We start from the raw sequence: 16,572 nt of genomic DNA on the forward strand, positions 1-16,572 counted from the left end.
CCCGCAAATCCCCGCAAATCCGCGCAAGCCGAGCCAATTTGCCGATATGGCAAATGCGCTTTCGGCATATATGCCGTCAGCGCGAGCCTTTCCCGCAGCCTTCAGCGCCTCGCCGGGAGAACAAGACAATTCTCATACCCCACGTCCAGGTGGCTACCTAACCTTGCGTCGTTCTGCAACAGGCGGGGGTCACTGACATGCCCAGGCCTGCGGTCAACGGCGACCTCGAGCAGACGCCCCGTCAACCTGACCTTTCCCATCTGGACCCGTATGAAAAACAAGATTCTCAGTACCTTCGCGCTCTCCGCGATCGCGTTGGCATCGCAGTCGGCGTTTGCCTCTGACGGCACCATCACGTTCTCCGGTTCGATCACCAGCCAGACCTGCTCCATCAACGGCGTAGCCGCCAACGGTGCCGTGGACATCACCGTGACCCTTCCCAAGACCCCGCAGTCGAGCCTGGCAGTGCTCAACTCCGTTGCAGGCGAGACCCCGTTCTCCATCGCACTGACCGGCTGCACGCCGGCATCGGGCACGGTGGCAACGCGCTTCGAATCAGGTGCCACCGTCGACTCAAGCACCGGCGAGCTGCTCACCAGCGGTGTCGGCGGCACGACCAGCCTGCATGTGCAGCTGCTCAACGAGACCCGCGGCGTCATCAACGTCGGTGCACCGGATGTCTCGCAGAACTCGACCGCCAAGACCATTCCTGCAGGTGGCGCGGTCACCCTGAACTATTTCGCCCGATACAAGCGCGCAGCCGCCACCCCGGACCTGGGGACGGGCGCCATCGCTTCGAGCGTTACCTACTCGCTCGTCTACAACTGACCGCACACCCTCTTCGGAACCACTGAAACATGAAAACCAATCTTCTCAAGGCAATGACGATCAGCGCCATCGCGCTGGCATCGCAGTCGGCGTTTGCCTCCGACGGCACCATCAACTTCTCCGGCGAGCTCACCACCCAGACCTGTTCGATCAACGGCACGGCGGCAGACGGCGCCCGCAGCTTCACCGTCACGTTGCCGGCTGCTTCGCAGTCGAACCTGACCACCGTGGGAGCGACCTCCACCGAGACGGCCTTCCAGATTGCGTTGACGTCGTGCACGCCGGCCAGCGGCACCGTCCGCACGCGCTTCGAGTCGGGTGCCAACGTGGATTCGACGAGCGGTGAGCTGCTCACCACTGGCGCCGGTTCCTCGGCCGGCCTGCGTATCCAGCTGCTCAACCAGGATCGCACCGTGATCGTCGTCGGTGCTGCCGACGTGGCGCAGAACTCCGCGCAGGGCACCATCGCCAGCGGCGCTGCGACGCTCAACTACATTGCCCGGTATCACCGCATCTCCGCGACACCGCTCGCAGTGGGCGCCGTGACGTCGAGCGTCACCTACTCCATGGCCTACAACTGAGTTGTGGCTCGGGCTGGCGGAGGGGAGTTCTCCTCCGTCCACTTGCGGATACAGATCAACGATGAACGCGATGAAACATCTGGTGACACTCACGGCAGCGGGCCTGATTGCAGTCGTTGGCCTGGGCTCGTCGAACGCTTACGCTTCGGTGGTGATCGCCGGAACTCGCGTCGTGTATCCCGCGAAGCAACGCGAGGTGACGGTCAAGCTGACCAACGACGGGCACACACCGGCACTGACGCAAATCTGGCTCGACCGCGGCGATCCCGATGCCGCGCCGTCGACCATCGATGTTCCCTTCACCGTGACGCCGCCGGTCGCACGAATCGATCCTGGCAAGGGTCAGGCCGTGCGGATCATCTACACGGGCGAAGCGCTGCCGCAGGACAAGGAATCGGTGTTCTGGTTCAACCTGCTGGAAGTGCCACCCAAACCCGGCGCGGATGCCACGCAGTCCAATCTCCTGCAGATGGCATTCCGAACCCGCATCAAGCTGTTCTTCCGGCCGGAATCACTGAAGGCCGCCGACGCAGCCGCTGCCCCGGCGCAGGTTCGCTGGAGCCTGGTCAAGGACGCCGGTGGCGATGCAATCCAGGCGCACAACCCTACGCCGTACTTCGTGTCCTTCGCATCGGTCGACGTGAGCGGAGGTGGTCGAACGGCGCGCTTCTCTGACGGAGGCATGGTCGCGCCGGGCGAAACGAAGGCATTCGTCCTGCAGGGGGAGGTGCCAACGGCCTCCACGGCCAAGGTCACTTATCACGCCATCAATGACTACGGTGGCCCAACCGATGGCGAGGCCGGACTGAACAGCCAGGCGGGTGTGAACAGCCAGTCCCCCTAAACCTCCGCAGCGGTGCCGAATAGCGCCCCGCACTCCATTGAACTGCGCATCAATGCCGTGTTCCTCGGCAGGGACGCGGCTTGCCCGGTTGAACCAGCAGCATGCGAACGCACCATCGAAACCGCTCGCTTCCCCGTCTTCGCCCGATCAGCCTGGCGGTGGCCGCGCTGCTGACGAGCGGCGGTGCCGGCGCGTGGACGGGCGGTCCGAACGCAGACGAGTCCGGTGGTCTGGTCGAGTTCAACGAAGCCTTCCTGCACGCATTCGAGGGCGGCGGCGGCGTCGACCTGAGTCGCTTCGCACGTGGCAATGCCACGCTGCCGGGCACGTACCTGGCGGACCTGCAGGTAAACCAGCAATACCTCGGCAAGGCCGATGTCACGATGCGCCCGTTGGGCCCCGGCGGCGAGGACGTCCAGCCGTGCTTCGACATGGACCTCCTCGGCCGCCTCGGCATCGACATGGCCAAGCTTGCGCCGGAAAGCCTGGCGCGGCTGGAGGCCGACTCCGAGGATGCGTGTGTCACCCTGCCGAGCCTGATCGAGGGTGCCACCGCCGTGTTCGACAATGGCGAGCAGCGCCTGGACGTCAGCATTCCGCAGGCCGCGCTGGACCGGCATGCGCGGGGCTACGTCGATCCAAGGTTCTGGGACGAAGGCATCAACGCCTTTCGCCTCCAGTACAACGCCAACGCCTATCGCGCCGAATCGCAGGGCGACGCGATCATGCAGGGCTACGTCGGCATCAATGCCGGCGCCAACATCGGTCCGTGGCGCCTGCGCCACATCGGCAACTACAGCTACGACGACAACAACGGCGGCCATTACGACGGTGTGCAGACCTATGCACAACGCTCGCTGGTGTCGATCAAGAGCCAGCTGACACTCGGTGATGCCTACACCGATGGCACCATCTTCGACAGTTTCGGCTTTCGCGGCGTGCAGCTGGCCAGCGATGACCGGATGTACCCGGAGTCGCAGCGCGGCTACGCGCCGACCATCCACGGCATCGCCAACAGCAATGCGCGCGTGCGGGTGCGCCAGGGCGGCAGCACCCTGTACGAAACCAATGTCGCTCCGGGCGCCTTCGAGATCGATGACCTGTATCCCAGCGGATACGGTGGCGACCTCGAAGTGGAGGTCACCGAAGCCGACGGCAGCGTCAACGTTTCCAAGGTGCCGTATTCCGCCGCCGTGAACGCGCTGCGGCCCGGCGTTGGCCGCTACAGCCTCACGGCAGGCCTGTATCGCCATCCCACGGTCGATAGCGAGCCGGAGCTGCTGCAGGGCACCTACCAGCGCGGCCTCAGCAATCTCGTCACCGCGTATGGCGGCGCCACGCTGACCAAGGACTACCAGGCGGTCGCGGTCGGTGCCGCGCTCAATACGAAGTTTGGTGCAGTCGGCTTCGACATCACCCAGTCAAACGCCAAGCTCGACCACGAGCCGGACCGCAAGGGCCAGAGCGTCCGGCTGAGCTACAGCAAGCTGGTCGCGCCCACCAACACCAACCTCACGCTCGCGGCCTACCGTTACTCCAGCGAAGGCTTCCTGGACCTGGAAGACGCGGTAACGCTCAACGCCCGCGCCCCGGACGATCTCCTGCCCAGGCCGGACCGCGAGCGCGGCCGCCTGCAGCTGACGGTCAACCAGGCATTGCCGGCGGGCTGGGGCACCTTCTACCTGACCGGTTCGCGCCAGGACTACTGGAACCGCAGCGAAACCGACACGCAGTACCAGCTCGGCTACAACAACACCTACAAGCGCATCAACTTCGGTTTCTCCGCATCGCGCCAGTTCGACCTGAGCCGCGGCGAGTGGGACAACCGGGTGATGTTCACCGTGGGCATCCCGCTTGGGTCGTCCCCGCGCGCGCCGTACTCGCAGACCAGTCTGCAGCGCGATTCAACAGGCGCGTCGACGTTCCAGGAGTCGGTGACCGGCACGCTCGGTCGCGACAACGCCTTCACCTACGGCATCAACGCCAACCGCAGCCGTGGCGGCGGTGCGGAAAGCACCAGCACCTTTGGCGCGAACGCTTCCTACGCCCTGCCGAGCGCGACGATCACCGGCAGCGCCAGCAAGTCCAACAACTACAGCCAGGTCAGCGCCGGCGTTTCCGGCGGCATCGTGGCCTACGCCGACGGCGTCACCTTCACGCCGACGCTTGGCGACACCATCGCCATTGTCGAAGCCAAGGGCGCCAAGGGTGCCATCGTCTCGAACGGCAGTGGCCTGCGGGTCGATCGCTGGGGCCACGCCGTCGTTTCGAACCTGTCGCCGTTCACGCGCAGCGCGATCGACATCGATCCTGCCGGCCTGCCGTTGAACGTGCAGCTCGATTCGACCCAGGAGCAGACCGTACCCACCTCGGGCGCGATCACGCTGGTCAAGTTCGACACTTCCAGCGCAGGGCGCGCGGCGATCCTTCGCACGACCCGGCCGAACGGCCAACCGTTGCCGTTTGGCGCCGATGTGCTCGACAACCATGGCATCAGCATCGGTACGGTTGCGCAGGCCGGCAAGGTCATCGCGCGCAACCTGGGATCCGACGAAGGCGAGCTGACGGTGCAGTGGGGTCCTGCGGCGGATGAGACCTGCAAGCTTCGTTATGCGCTGCCGAAGAGTGTCGACATCAAGATGGGGTACACGACGGTGGATGCAAAATGCAACTGACTCCGACTCGCGCGGTTCGTCTGCTGTTGCTGTTCGTGGCACTGTTGGCCAGCGTCGATGCTGCGGCACAGTGTGCCGGCGGCAGGACCTGCATCAGTGGCACGGGGCCTGAGATCGCAGTGGCCGTGTCCGGCCGGTTGAACGTGGCGCCCGACACGCCCGTCGGGGCCCCCATTTCCGGAGTCATACCACTTGCGCCGTACGCGATCAGCGTAGAACAGAACGGTGCGCCAACTTCATACGGCTGGTTCAACTTCTTTGTCGCGCCTGGGAATGTTGCCCCCGGCTTCAACGATGTCTACCTCACGAACGTCGCGGGAATTGGCGTTCGCTACTTCCTCGACTACCCGCCGACGGATCCGTCCCTTGCTTCCACGGCGGCCGGACGGCGAACGATCCAGAACAGTTACGTCTTCTGGGAGACGCATCCTCCCGCCAACGGCGGACCCTGGCTGGTCAACATCGGGCGATCGGTACAGTTCATCAATCTGACGGTCGGTCCAAAGAGTGGAACCGTCACTACAGTGCCTGCCGTAACCACGGACGCGCGCAACTCGAGTGGGGGTAGTGGTGCGTTCCCGGCAACAGGTGCCTACAACGGCGTGGTGACAGGCGGCACGATCAGTGCCCGCACATGCACGGTCCAGCCGATTGCGACCATCGCCTTTCCGGACGTGCCCGCTCGCGATCTTCCCAATGTCGGGAGCACAACGGCCCCACGCAATTTCTCCATTGTCGCCAATTGCAGCGACGGACTCCTGTTCTCATTGCGCTTCAACAGCAACACCAACTTCGAGAATGCATCCATCTCGCTCCTGAAGAACACGCTTGCAGATGCGACAGCGGCATCCGGGTACGCAATCCAGGTCGTGGAAGGTGGTACGGGTGCGGTGATCGACGCGATGACGAAGCGCTACGAAACCACCGTCGACAGCACCAGTTTCCAGCAGATGTTCACTGCGCGGTACTACCGCTTCGGAGCCACGCCAAAGGGTGGGCGCATCCAGTCTGCTTTGATCTACACGCTCGACTACTACTGATGCGGAGTGTCGACATCAACACGACGGTGGATGTGAAATGCAACTGACTGCAACTTGCGAGGTCGCGGTCGTGCGGCGGCGGAGCGACCGGCTGAATCTGCCGGTGACGGCCACCGAGGCTGCCGGACCGCTACCGTTGATGCACGTAGTTCCGGCGCCGCAGGACTGCGCCGCTGCGTTGAACGAACCGAACAAGGTCGCGCACAGCAGCAGGACCAGCTACGGCAGCATCCTGATCTACACGCTCGATTACCGCTAGCCAGTCCGCGAGACGACCTCCATCTCCCAAGGCAAGGATTGCCATGGAGGTTGCGGAAACAGGCCGCCCGACAGCAGCGAAAACAAGGTGAAGTAAAACGACGCAAGGATGCGTGATGCAACTGACTACAACGACTGACCACCCGATTGCGTCGCGACGTTCCGGCGCGCCAGCCTGGAAGATCCTGCTGCTGCTTCTTGCACTGGCCGGGTCGTTCAACGCCGCCGCCCAGTGCGCGAGCGGCAACACCTGCGTCAGCGGCAGCGGGCCAAGCGTCCCGGTGGCCGTCACCGGAAGAATCAACGTATCGCCCGACACGCCGCCAGGAGCGGCAATTTCCGACCGGATCCAGCTCCCGGGTTACTCCATCGCGGTTCAGCAGGCCGGGGCACCCAATGTCTCGGGCGCCTTCACTTTCAATGTGGTGGCGGGCAACCTGTCAGCGGGATTCGACGATGTGTACAACACCAATGTACCGGGCATCGGTGTGCGCTACTACTTCACCTTCCCGCCGCACGCATCACTCAATCCGGCGGTCGTCGGCGACCAGACCCTTGTCGACAGCACGTACCGGTGGACGTTCGCGCCCCCCGCCAATGGCGGCCCCTGGGGCGTCACCGTCGGCCGCTCGGTGCAGTTCGTCAACCTCACCCAGGGCGCGAAATCCGGCACGATCACTTCCGTTCCCATCGTCGATGCAGCCGCGCAAACGTCATCCCAGCCCGGCGCCAATTTCGGTCAAACCCGCGCGTACAACGGCACTGTCACGGGCGGCACCCTCGCAGCACGCACCTGCACGCTGCAGCCGGTGCCGGATATCGTGCTGCCGCAGGCGCCGGCCAGGGATCTGCCCAGCGTGGGAAGCACTACTTCACCGCGCAACTTCACGATCGCTGCCAACTGTTCGGGACCGCTCGTGTTCTCGCTGCGATTCAACACAGCCACGAGCTTCGAGAATGCATCGATATCCTTGCTCAGGAACACCGTTACTGGCGCGACCGGGGCGGCGGGATACGCCATCCAGATCGTCGAGGGCGGGACCGGCGCAGCGATCGACGCCACCACCAAGCAGTACGTGACCACGGTCGACAGCAGCACGTTCCGGCAGGATTTCACCGCGCGCTACTACCGGTCCGGAGCAATCCCGACCGGGGGCAGGATCCAATCCGTGCTGATCTACACGCTTGACTACCGTTAGCGGGAACCGGCGAGCTGGCCCTGCTTAACGGCCGCCATCAAACCCGTGCTGCCGCCACGCCTCGAACACCACCACCGCCACCGCGTTGGACAGGTTGAGGCTGCGGTTGTCTGGTCGCATCGGCAGGCGCAGGCGTTGCGCTTCCGGCACCCGCTCGAGCACGTCGGCCGGCAGGCCGCGTGTTTCCGGGCCGAACAGGAACACATCGCCCGTGGCGTAGGCCGGGCCATCGAAGCGTGTCGTGCCGCGCGTGCTCAGTGCGAACAGTCGCGGCGGCACGCCGTTGGCCTGGGCAATCGCGGCCAATGCCGCATCGAGGTCGTCGTGCACCTGCAGCGTGGCGTACTCGTGGTAGTCGAGGCCGGCGCGCTTGAGCTGGCGATCCTCCAGGTCGAATCCGAGTGGCCGCACCAGGTGCAGCCGCGCGCCGGTGTTGGCGCACAGGCGGATCACGTTGCCGGTGTTGGGAGGAATCTCGGGCTGGTAGAGGATGACGTCGAACATCGCGACAGTGTCTGGATTCCTGCGGTGCGGTCAACCGGCGCGTTCACCAGGGCAGGGCATTGCCCTGCCAGTCGATGAAACGGCCGCTGTCGGCGATACCCACCGAGTCGATCACGCCCAGCAGCCCGCGCGCCGAATCGGCCGGCGTCACCTGCGCGCCCTTGCCGCCCATGTCGGTCTGCACCCAGCCCGGATGCAGGGCGATGACGGCGATGCCGCGTTCGCGCAGTGCCTGCGCCAGCAGCACCGTCGCCATGTTCTGCGCCGCCTTGGAGATGGCATAGGTCGGCGTGTGGAAACCGTCGACCGAGGCGATCGAGCCCAGCATCGACGACAGGTTGGCGACCTTGGCGCCTTCGGCCAGGTGCGGCGCCAGCGCCTGGGTGATCAGGAACGGGCCGGCGGCATTGGTGCGCAGGCTGTCGTCGAGCTGCGCCGCGGCGACGTGGCCGAAGCGCTCGCCCGAATGCAGCACGCCGGCGTTGTTGATCAGCAGGTCGATGCCGTCGCCTTCGGTGACCAGCGGCAGTTCGCGGGCGAGTTCGGCGTGCGTCTTCGGCTCGGCCACGTCCAAGGGCAACACGTGCAGTCGACCGGGGTTCTGCCCGGCGAGCTGGTTGAGGGCATGGGCGCGGCCGGGGTGGCGGCTGGTGGCGATCACGCGGTCGCCGCGGGCGAGCAGCTGGCGGACAAACTCCAGGCCCAGGCCGCGGTTGGCGCCGGTGACCAGGCAGCGGCGGGGAATCGCGGAATCTGGCGCGGAACCACTCATGGCGGTCTTCCCTGGTCGACGAAGGCGCCAGTGTATGGCGCGGGCAGGAAGTGTGCCGCGTTGGTCCGATGACGGTCGGATGCCGGTCCGATGCCGGGCCACTGGGACTTTTGGCCTGTTGCCTGCCTCCGCCGGTGGCCTAGGATGCAGGCTTCCACCTGGACAAGGGAGTCCGGGCAGTCACCCAATCAGGAGTATTCCATGACCGCCAAAATTCGACCGCGCGCCGCGGTCCTCGCCGTTGCCCTGGCCACGGCCGTCGCCGGCACCGGCTTCGCACCGAGCTCCGTGCAGGCCGCGCCCAAGGCGACCGTGGACATTCCGTTCGAGGAGTTCACGCTGCCCAACGGCCTGCGCGTGGTCGTGCACACCGATCGCAAGGCGCCGATCGTCGCGGTCAACATCTGGTACCACGTCGGCAGCAAGGATGAGCCGGCCGGTCGCACTGGCTTCGCCCACCTGTTCGAGCACCTGATGTTCAACGGCTCGGAGAACCATCGCGGCGAGTTCTTCGAGCCCTTCGAGCTGGTCGGTACCACCGACCAGAACGGCACCACCAACTCCGACCGCACCAACTATTTCCAGAACGTGCCCACCACCGCGCTCGACATGGCGCTGTGGATGGAGTCCGACCGCATGGGCCACCTGCTCGGCGCGATCGACCAGGCCACGCTCGACGAACAGCGCGGCGTCGTCCAGAACGAAAAGCGCCAGGGCGAGAACCAGCCCTATGGCCAGGTCTGGGACGAGCTGGGCAAGGCGATGTATCCGAAGACGCATCCCTACCACCACAGCACCATCGGTTCGATGACCGACCTCAACTCGGCCTCGCTCGAGGACGTGAAGGGCTGGTTCCGCACCTGGTACGGTCCGAACAACGCCGTGCTGGTGCTCGCCGGCGACATCGACCTGGCCACGGCGAAGCAGAAGGTCACCGATTACTTCGGCAACATCCCGGCCACGCCGACGATGGCCCAGCCGAAGGTCGATGTCGCGCCGCTGGAGAAGTCGACCCGCGCGACCATGACCGACAAGGTGCCGCAGTCGCGCATCTACCGCGTCTGGAACGTCGCCGAGACCGGCACCACCGACATCGACCAGCTGCAACTGCTGGCGCAGGTGCTCGGCGGCAGCAAGTCCTCGCGACTGGACCGCCGCCTGCTGCACCAGGACAAGATCGTCGACAGCGTGTCCGCCTCGGCCTACGGCTCGCAGCTGAGCTCGAGCTTCCTGGTCTCGGCCGATGTGAAGGAAGGCGTCGACCCGGCCAAGGTCGAAGCCGTCATCGACGAGGAGATCAAGCGCCTGCTCAAGGACGGCCCGAGCAAGGTCGAGGTCGAGCAGGCCCGCACCGTGTTCAAGGCCGGCTTCGTGCGCGGCATCGAGCGCATCGGCGGCTTCGGCGGCAAGGCCGACGCACTGGCCGAGTGCACCGTCTACACCGGCAACCCGGGCTGCTTCCGCGACAGCCTCAAGGTCATCGAGACCGCCACGCCCAAGGACCTCAAGGCGATCGGCAACAAGTGGCTGACCAAGGGCAGCCATACCCTTCTGGTGGTGCCGGGCGAACGCACCGCGATCGCGGAAGACCCGTCGGTGACGCCGGCGCCGCTGACGCTGCCGCCGGTGGATCCGAAGTTCACCACCACGCCGAGCACGGTCGACCGCAGCAAGGGCGTGCCGGTGACCAGCCAGTTCCCCGACCTGAAGTTCCCCTCGCTGCAGCGCGCGATGCTGAAGAACGGCACGCGCGTGATCCTGGCCGAGCGCCATGACGTGCCGGTCGTGCAGATGAGCTACGAGTTCCTCGGCGGTTTCAGCGCCGACCAGGGGCGCACGCTCGGCACGTCGAGCTTCACCATGGGCATGCTCGACGAGGGCGCGGGCAAGCTCGATTCGCTGGCCTTCGGCGACCGCGTCGAATCGCTCGGCGCCAGCATGGGCGCCGGCGCTTCGCTCGATGGCGGCAAGGTCTACCTGTCGGCGCTGAAGGAGAACCTGGTGCCGTCGATCGACCTGTTCTCGCAGATGCTGCGCGCGCCGCGCTTCGACCAGAAGGAGATCGACCGGGTCAAGGCGAGCTGGATCGCCGGCATCAAGCAGGAGAAGGCGCGTCCGAATGGCGCCGCGCTTCGCGTGCTGCCGCCGTTGCTGTACGGCGAGGGCCACCCGTACGCGATGCCGTTCAGCGGCAGCGGCACCGAGGAGTCGATCGGCTCGCTCAGCCGCAACGACCTGGTCGCGTTCCACCAGGCCTGGGTGCGCCCGCAGGATGCGACGCTGATCGTCGTTGGCGACACCACGCTCAAGGAGATCGTGCCGCTGCTCGACAAGCACCTGGGCGACTGGAAGGGCACCGGTGAAGCGCCGGCCAAGCCGGTGATCGGCGAAGTCGCCCGGCCGAAGGCGCCGCGCGTGTTCCTGATCGACCAGCCGGGCGCGGTGCAGGCGAATATCTTCGCCGGCGAAGTCGTGCCCTCGACCAAGGACCCCAGCTCGGTCCGCTTCGACATCGCAAACTCGGTGCTGGGCGGTGAGTTCTCCTCGCGCCTGAACATGAACCTGCGCGAGAACAAGCACTGGGCCTATGGCGCCTACAGCTTCTCGGCCAACTCGCTCGGCCAGCGCCCGTGGATGGCATTTGCGCCGGTGCAGATCGACAAGACCGCCGACTCGCTGAAGGAACTGCAGCGCGAGATCAGCGCCTACTCGAGCGGCCAGAAGCCACCGACCGCGGAAGAAGTGGCGAAGATCCAGGCCACCGAGATCCGCGGCCTGCCCGGTTCGTTCGAGACCGCTTCGGCCGTGCTCGGCGCGATCAGCGCGATCGTCCGCTATGACCGTCCGGACGACTACGTGTTCAAGCGCAAGGCCGAGATCGAGGCGCTGACGCCGGAACAGGTCAAGGCGGCCGCGGCCACGATCGATCCGGACGCGCTGACCTGGGTGGTGGTGGGCGATCTCAAGCAGATCGAACAGCCGGTGCGTGCGCTCAAGCTCGGCGACGTGCAGGTCCTCGATGCCGACGGAAAGACGTCGACGGAGACGAAGTAAGACACTGTTCACTTCTTCTCATTCACAACGTCAGCCAAGAAGGCGACAATCGCGCCGGTTCGAGAGGCCGGCCGCGATGTGCGCCGTGCTGCACGCGATCAAGCACGCGATCAATTACGTTTCGGAGCAGGCAATGCGTCAGTCGATGTGGGGAATGGTCCTGGCAACGGGTACGGCGCTCGCCGTCGGCGCCTGCACCTGGGTGCCGATGCAGCCGGGCGCGTCCTCGGTTCGCGTGATCGACGGCAGCGGTCCGCCGGCCGGTTGCGTCAAGAAAGGCGAGATCGAGGTGACGGTCAAGAAGAGCGTGGCCTTCTACGAGCGCAATCCGCTGCGCGTTCGCGAGGAGCTCGAAACCTCCGCTCGCAACGAGGCGCCGTCGCTCCAGGCTGATACCGTTCAGCCAATGGGCGAGCCCCTGAACGGTTCGCAGCGCTATGCGGCATGGAGCTGCGGGGCCGGGGGCGCCGCCTCGAAGGCTCCCGCCGCCGCTGGCAGCGCCCAGACCTACCCGATCGGACGCTGAGCCCGGGCCGGACCGTCCGTCGTCGGGGGCCTGAACCACACGCCCCCGAATGGTGGGTCAGGCGATTAAGCGTTAAGATGGTGTGTTCATCCGTCTCGGTCAGACCATCATGTTGTTCCAGCACGTCGCAATCGCCGGCCTCGCACATATCGATGCTCCTCGCCGGCTGACTTCGGACGAGATCAACGCGCGCCTCAAGCCCACGCTCGATCGTCTCGGCATCAAGTACAACGTGCTTGAGGAAGTCGCCGGTGTACGCGAGCGTCGCCTGTGGGACGGCGAAGTACGCGCATCCGACGCCGCAACGCTCGCCGGCGTGAAGGCGCTGGCCGATGCCGGTATCGACGCCGATCGCGTCGGCCTGCTCGTCAGCACCTCGGTCAGCCGCGACTACCTGGAGCCGTCCACGGCTTCCATCGTCTCCGGCAACCTGCGCCTGCCCAACACCTGCCAGAACTTCGACGTGGCCAACGCCTGCCTCGCGTTCCTCAACGGCATGGACATCGCCAGCCGCATGATCGAGCGCGGCGAGATCGACTACGCCCTGGTCGTCAACGGCGAAACCGCAGACCTGGCCTACGAGAAGACCCTCGAGCGCCTGAGCCGCGACGACGTCACCGAAGAGCAGTTCCGCGACGAGATGGCCACGCTAACGCTCGGCAGCGGTGCCGCGGCGATGGTGCTGGCACGTACCGAACTGGCTCCAGGTGCACCGCGTTACCGCGGCAGCGTCACCCGCTCGGCCACCGAATGGAACCAGCTGTGCCGCGGCGACCTGCACCACGACCGCATGGTGGCCGACGGCCGCATGCTGATGATCGAAGGCCTCAAGCTCGCCAAGACCACCTTCGTCGCCGCCCGCGCGGCGATGGGCTGGGTGGTCGAGGAGCTCGACGAGTTCGTCATCCACCAGGTCAGCAAGGCGCACACCCAGGCTTTCCTCAAGGCCTTCGGCATCGATCCGAAGAAGGTCATGACCATCTTCGGCGAGCACGGCAACATCGGTCCGGCCTCGGTGCCGATCGTGCTGAGCAAGCTGCGCGAGGGCGGCCGCCTGAAGAAGGGCACGCGCGTGGCGCTGCTCGGCATCGGCTCGGGCCTGAACTGCTCGATGGCGGAAGTGGTCTGGTAACAGCCACCGCAGTTCGCGAAACAGAAAACCCGGCCATGCGCCGGGTTTTCTTTTGAACATCGTCATTCCCGCGAAGGCGGGAATCCATGGACGTCGCACTCGACCCTCAATCAGCCCGTGCTGCCCGGGATCGGCAGGCACTCCATCACTTCCACCGCATCGCCCGGAAAGATCGTGAAGTGCGGATGGTTCTCGAACATCTTCGCCGCCGCGTCGTACGACGGCGCCTGCACCACCGTGTAAGCGGCCAGGTTGTTGCTGATGTCGCTGATGCCGTCGCGGCCGATGCGCTTGGTGCGACCCAGCGGCGCGCCCATCTCGACGATGGCATCGCGATGGGCTTCGACCCACTGACCCCAGGCTTCCATGCCCTTGCGGTCGCGTTCGTTGCGCGCGGCCTCGTCGGCCAGCTCTCGCTCGGCCTTCTCGCGCGCCGATGCGGTGCCGGTGAATACGGCCATGAACTTCTTCATGCAGACCTCCGGATGTGGGGATGACCGATCGTCCCACGCTCGACAGGCGCGCGCGTTAGCGACCGGTGATTCGCCGGTAAAAGGGTCAGATCCGCACAACCAAGGATCCGCACAAACTAGATCGCCGACGCGTCCAGCACGATGCGGTAACGCGCCTTGCCGGCGCGCAGGTGATCGAGTGCTTCGTTGACCTTGTTCATCGGGAACGTCTCGACCTGCGGCCGGATGTCGTGGCGCGCGGCGAAGTCGAGCAGGGTGGCGATGTCGGTCGGCGAACCGGTGGGCGATCCGGAGATCTCGCGCTGCTTCATGATCAGGCTGAAGGCCGCGACCGGGATCGGTTCGAGCACCGCGCCGACGACATGCATGCGCCCCTTCGGCGCGAGCGTGCCGATCATCGCGTCCCAGTCCATCGGCACGTTCACCGTCACCAGCAGCAGGTCGAGGCTGCCGGCGATGGCGGCGATGGCGGCCGAGTCGCGACTGGCAACGACATGGTGTGCGCCGAACCCGCGCGCCTCGTCGGCCTTCGCCGCGGTGGACGTGAATGCCGTGACATCGCAGCCCCACGCGGCGGCGAACTTGATCGCCATGTGGCCCAGTCCGCCAATGCCGACCACGCCCACGCGCATGGTCGGCTTGATGTCGTAGGCCAGGAAGGGTTTGAATACGGTGATGCCGCCGCACAGCAGCGGCCCGGCGCTGGCGACATCCAGGCCGTCCGGGACAGGGATGGCCCAGGCCCAGTGCGCGCGCACTTTCTGCGCAAACGCACCATGGTGTCCGCCGATGGTCGCCGTGCCCTGCGGGCACAGGTTCTGCGCGCCGGACAGGCATTCGCGGCAGTGCATGCAGGTTTCCGCCGTCCAGCCCACGCCGACGCGCTGGCCGACCTTCAGGCCTTTTGCATGGCTGCCGACCGCGGAAACACGACCGATCGCCTCATGCCCGGGCACGAGCGGGTACTGGGTCATGCCCCAGTCGTTGTCGAGCATCGACAGGTCGGAATGGCAGATGCCGCAGTACTCGACATCCACTTCGACCTCTTCCGCGCCGAGCGGTCCCAGGTCCAGGTCCTGCACGGCCAGCGGCTTGCCGGGGCCTTGGGCGGCCCATGCCTTGATCGTCGCCATTCCCGCTCTCCATCACGCGTCAGAAAGGACGCCGACGCTACGCCGGTCGCCGCATCGAACGGATGAAATCGCAGTGACCGGACCGGCGCTGGCAGCCGGTCCGGTCGTCGTCGTCGGACGGCTCAGTTGGGATTGGGCTGCGGCCGCAACTGCGTGGTGGCCACGAACTTGCCGACCTTCAATCCCAGCTTCACCCCGCCCTCGCAGCCGGTGCGGAAGTGGATGCCGCCATACACGCGCGCATCCGCGGCTTCATTGGCGGCTTGCGTCAAGCTGGTGTAGCTGCGCGTGACTGACGGCGGAAGCCCGCTGGCGGTGAAGGTGAAGGGCACCTTGTCCGTGCCGAAGAACTCGCGCAGCGCGCCGGCGAAGGAGCCCACGGTGTTGGGCAGGCCGCAGGTGTAATCCGGATACGGCGGCGTGACGATGTACGACGTCCAGTTGGCGTCGGGTTGCGTGGCCTTGTTGCCGTCGTCGACCCAGTGGATGGCCGTGTAGGGGCGCCAGAAGTTGTAGGTGTACTTGACCCGGAACGTGGCGACGAGGCCATCGTTGATGGCCATGTTCATCAGCGCGAACAGACGCGCGTGCTCCCACGCGTCGAAGTCGTAGTCGGCGAGGATGACGCGGGCGACGCCATTGAGGTTGCCGCCGCCGCCGGGCCAGAAGCGCGCGATGCGGCTCTGCTCGGAATCGGGCGCGGCATTGCGGACGACCGCGCTGCCGACCGCTTTGACTTCGTTGTAGTCCTTGGCATAGGCCGTGGTCTTGATGTTGAGCATGGCGGCCTTGCCCGGGTTGAACTGCGACGCATTGTTCAACGCGAAGGGTTCGACATTGCCCCAGCCACCGAACTGCGGGAACGGCGCCGGTGCAGGAGGTGTCGGCAGCGTTGGCTGGTAGACGCCAGGGCCCGGCCCGAGCGTGTACGGCACATGCGGCGTCTGCGAGCCATCGAGCACGCGCATGTCGAGGATCGCATCGGCCGCCGCGGCGCCGACGGTTTCGCCCTGGCTGATGCATGCCGCCTGTGCCGGCGGACAGGCGGGAAGGGCGCCGATGTAGTTGCTGTAGGCGGTGTTGATGGCTCCGGCCTGGGTCGGCAACGTCGCCAGCAGGACATCGCGCGCTGCACGCGCGACGGCCGCATCGGGCGACGCGTTGGGATTGCCCGCGCCGACGGCGGTATAGGTCCGGTAGCGCGGATCTATCGAGTTCAACGCATCGTGGATGGCGATGTGCACCATCGCGAACACGCGGAACTGCTGAGGCGGGCCCCCTGCCGCGCCGACGAGCTGGTTGGTGGTGGCATTCCAGTCAGTCACGGCGTCGGCCAGTGCCTGGCACGGAACAACCAACGGCAGGACACCCGCCAGCAACCAGCGGGACGAATGCATCCGGGGGGACTTCATGGTGGACTCCTTGCATCAGAGGACGCGCCATTGGACGCGACCGCCGGGGGGCGGCATTGGAATCGACGCAGGGAGTTACGCAGAACGTCTTGCGCGCAGGCCACGGCGCGCAAACACCCGCGCTACGCGGCCTCGCGGCCC

Annotated in this window: 14 protein-coding genes and 1 pseudogene; 10 read left to right on the forward strand and 5 right to left on the reverse strand. The window is 66.0% G+C overall.

The annotated features are described in order from the left end of the window. Positions 1 to 270: 270 nt before the first annotated feature. From ACFOPO_RS04915 to ACFOPO_RS04945, 7 genes are all read left to right on the forward strand, one after another. Positions 271 to 828, forward strand: a complete 558-nt coding sequence (locus ACFOPO_RS04915; RefSeq protein ID WP_386701512.1) for a fimbrial protein — start codon at positions 271 to 273, stop codon at positions 826 to 828. 29 nt (positions 829 to 857) lie between these two features. Beyond that, positions 858 to 1,409: a fimbrial protein gene (locus tag ACFOPO_RS04920; protein WP_386701514.1), complete on the forward strand. Its 552-nt coding sequence runs from the start codon at positions 858 to 860 to the stop codon at positions 1,407 to 1,409. Between the two features lie 61 nt (positions 1,410 to 1,470). Then, positions 1,471 to 2,253 (forward strand): fimbrial chaperone, encoded by a 783-nt coding sequence (locus tag ACFOPO_RS04925; RefSeq protein WP_386701515.1) that lies wholly within the window; start codon positions 1,471 to 1,473, stop codon positions 2,251 to 2,253. Positions 2,254 to 2,354: 101 nt separating this feature from the next. Then, entirely contained in the window at positions 2,355 to 4,928 is a 2,574-nt protein-coding gene (locus tag ACFOPO_RS04930) for a fimbria/pilus outer membrane usher protein (RefSeq protein WP_386701517.1), read from the forward strand. Next, positions 4,919 to 5,968: a fimbrial protein gene (locus tag ACFOPO_RS04935; protein WP_386701519.1), complete on the forward strand. Its 1,050-nt coding sequence runs from the start codon at positions 4,919 to 4,921 to the stop codon at positions 5,966 to 5,968. The genes ACFOPO_RS04930 and ACFOPO_RS04935 overlap by 10 nt, the downstream gene beginning before the upstream one ends. 37 nt (positions 5,969 to 6,005) lie before the next feature. Then, entirely contained in the window at positions 6,006 to 6,227 is a 222-nt protein-coding gene (locus ACFOPO_RS04940) for a hypothetical protein (RefSeq protein WP_386701521.1), read from the forward strand. A 115-nt stretch (positions 6,228 to 6,342) separates the two neighbouring features. Then, entirely contained in the window at positions 6,343 to 7,425 is a 1,083-nt protein-coding gene (locus ACFOPO_RS04945; RefSeq protein ID WP_386701523.1) for a fimbrial protein, read from the forward strand. A gap of 24 nt (positions 7,426 to 7,449) precedes the next feature. On the opposite strand, the gene ACFOPO_RS04950 is transcribed toward ACFOPO_RS04945, so the two are convergent. Together ACFOPO_RS04950 and ACFOPO_RS04955 are read right to left on the reverse strand one after the other, a co-directional pair. Further along, a complete protein-coding gene (locus ACFOPO_RS04950; protein ID WP_386701525.1) occupies positions 7,450 to 7,929 on the reverse strand; it encodes a tRNA (cytidine(34)-2'-O)-methyltransferase in 480 nt (159 codons plus the stop codon). Between the two features lie 43 nt (positions 7,930 to 7,972). Beyond that, positions 7,973 to 8,701 (reverse strand): SDR family oxidoreductase, encoded by a 729-nt coding sequence (locus tag ACFOPO_RS04955; protein ID WP_386701527.1) that lies wholly within the window; start codon positions 8,699 to 8,701, stop codon positions 7,973 to 7,975. Positions 8,702 to 8,902: 201 nt separating this feature from the next. Between ACFOPO_RS04955 and ACFOPO_RS04960 the strand changes: the two genes are divergently transcribed. The 3 genes and pseudogenes from ACFOPO_RS04960 (at position 8,903) to ACFOPO_RS04970 (ending at position 13,413) form a co-directional block, all read left to right on the forward strand. After that, positions 8,903 to 11,755 (forward strand): M16 family metallopeptidase, encoded by a 2,853-nt coding sequence (locus ACFOPO_RS04960; RefSeq protein ID WP_386701529.1) that lies wholly within the window; start codon positions 8,903 to 8,905, stop codon positions 11,753 to 11,755. 133 nt (positions 11,756 to 11,888) lie between these two features. After that, positions 11,889 to 12,209 (forward strand): annotated as a pseudogene (locus ACFOPO_RS04965) (DUF4156 domain-containing protein); the annotation flags it as partial. Between the two features lie 181 nt (positions 12,210 to 12,390). Then, complete coding sequence (locus tag ACFOPO_RS04970; protein ID WP_386701531.1) at positions 12,391 to 13,413, forward strand: 3-oxoacyl-ACP synthase III; 1,023 nt, start codon at positions 12,391 to 12,393, stop codon at positions 13,411 to 13,413. Positions 13,414 to 13,523: 110 nt separating this feature from the next. Here ACFOPO_RS04970 and ACFOPO_RS04975 read toward each other — a convergent pair whose 3' ends face one another. From ACFOPO_RS04975 to ACFOPO_RS04985, 3 genes are all read right to left on the reverse strand, one after another. Then, entirely contained in the window at positions 13,524 to 13,886 is a 363-nt protein-coding gene (locus tag ACFOPO_RS04975) for a hypothetical protein (protein ID WP_386701533.1), read from the reverse strand. A 116-nt stretch (positions 13,887 to 14,002) separates the two neighbouring features. After that, complete coding sequence (locus ACFOPO_RS04980; RefSeq protein WP_386701535.1) at positions 14,003 to 15,019, reverse strand: NAD(P)-dependent alcohol dehydrogenase; 1,017 nt, start codon at positions 15,017 to 15,019, stop codon at positions 14,003 to 14,005. Between the two features lie 122 nt (positions 15,020 to 15,141). Next, positions 15,142 to 16,431 (reverse strand): hypothetical protein, encoded by a 1,290-nt coding sequence (locus ACFOPO_RS04985; RefSeq protein WP_386701538.1) that lies wholly within the window; start codon positions 16,429 to 16,431, stop codon positions 15,142 to 15,144. Positions 16,432 to 16,572 lie beyond the last annotated feature (141 nt).

This window comes from Lysobacter sp. GCM10012299 (assembly GCF_042649405.1).
Classification (GTDB): Bacteria; Pseudomonadota; Gammaproteobacteria; order Xanthomonadales; family Xanthomonadaceae; genus Lysobacter_J.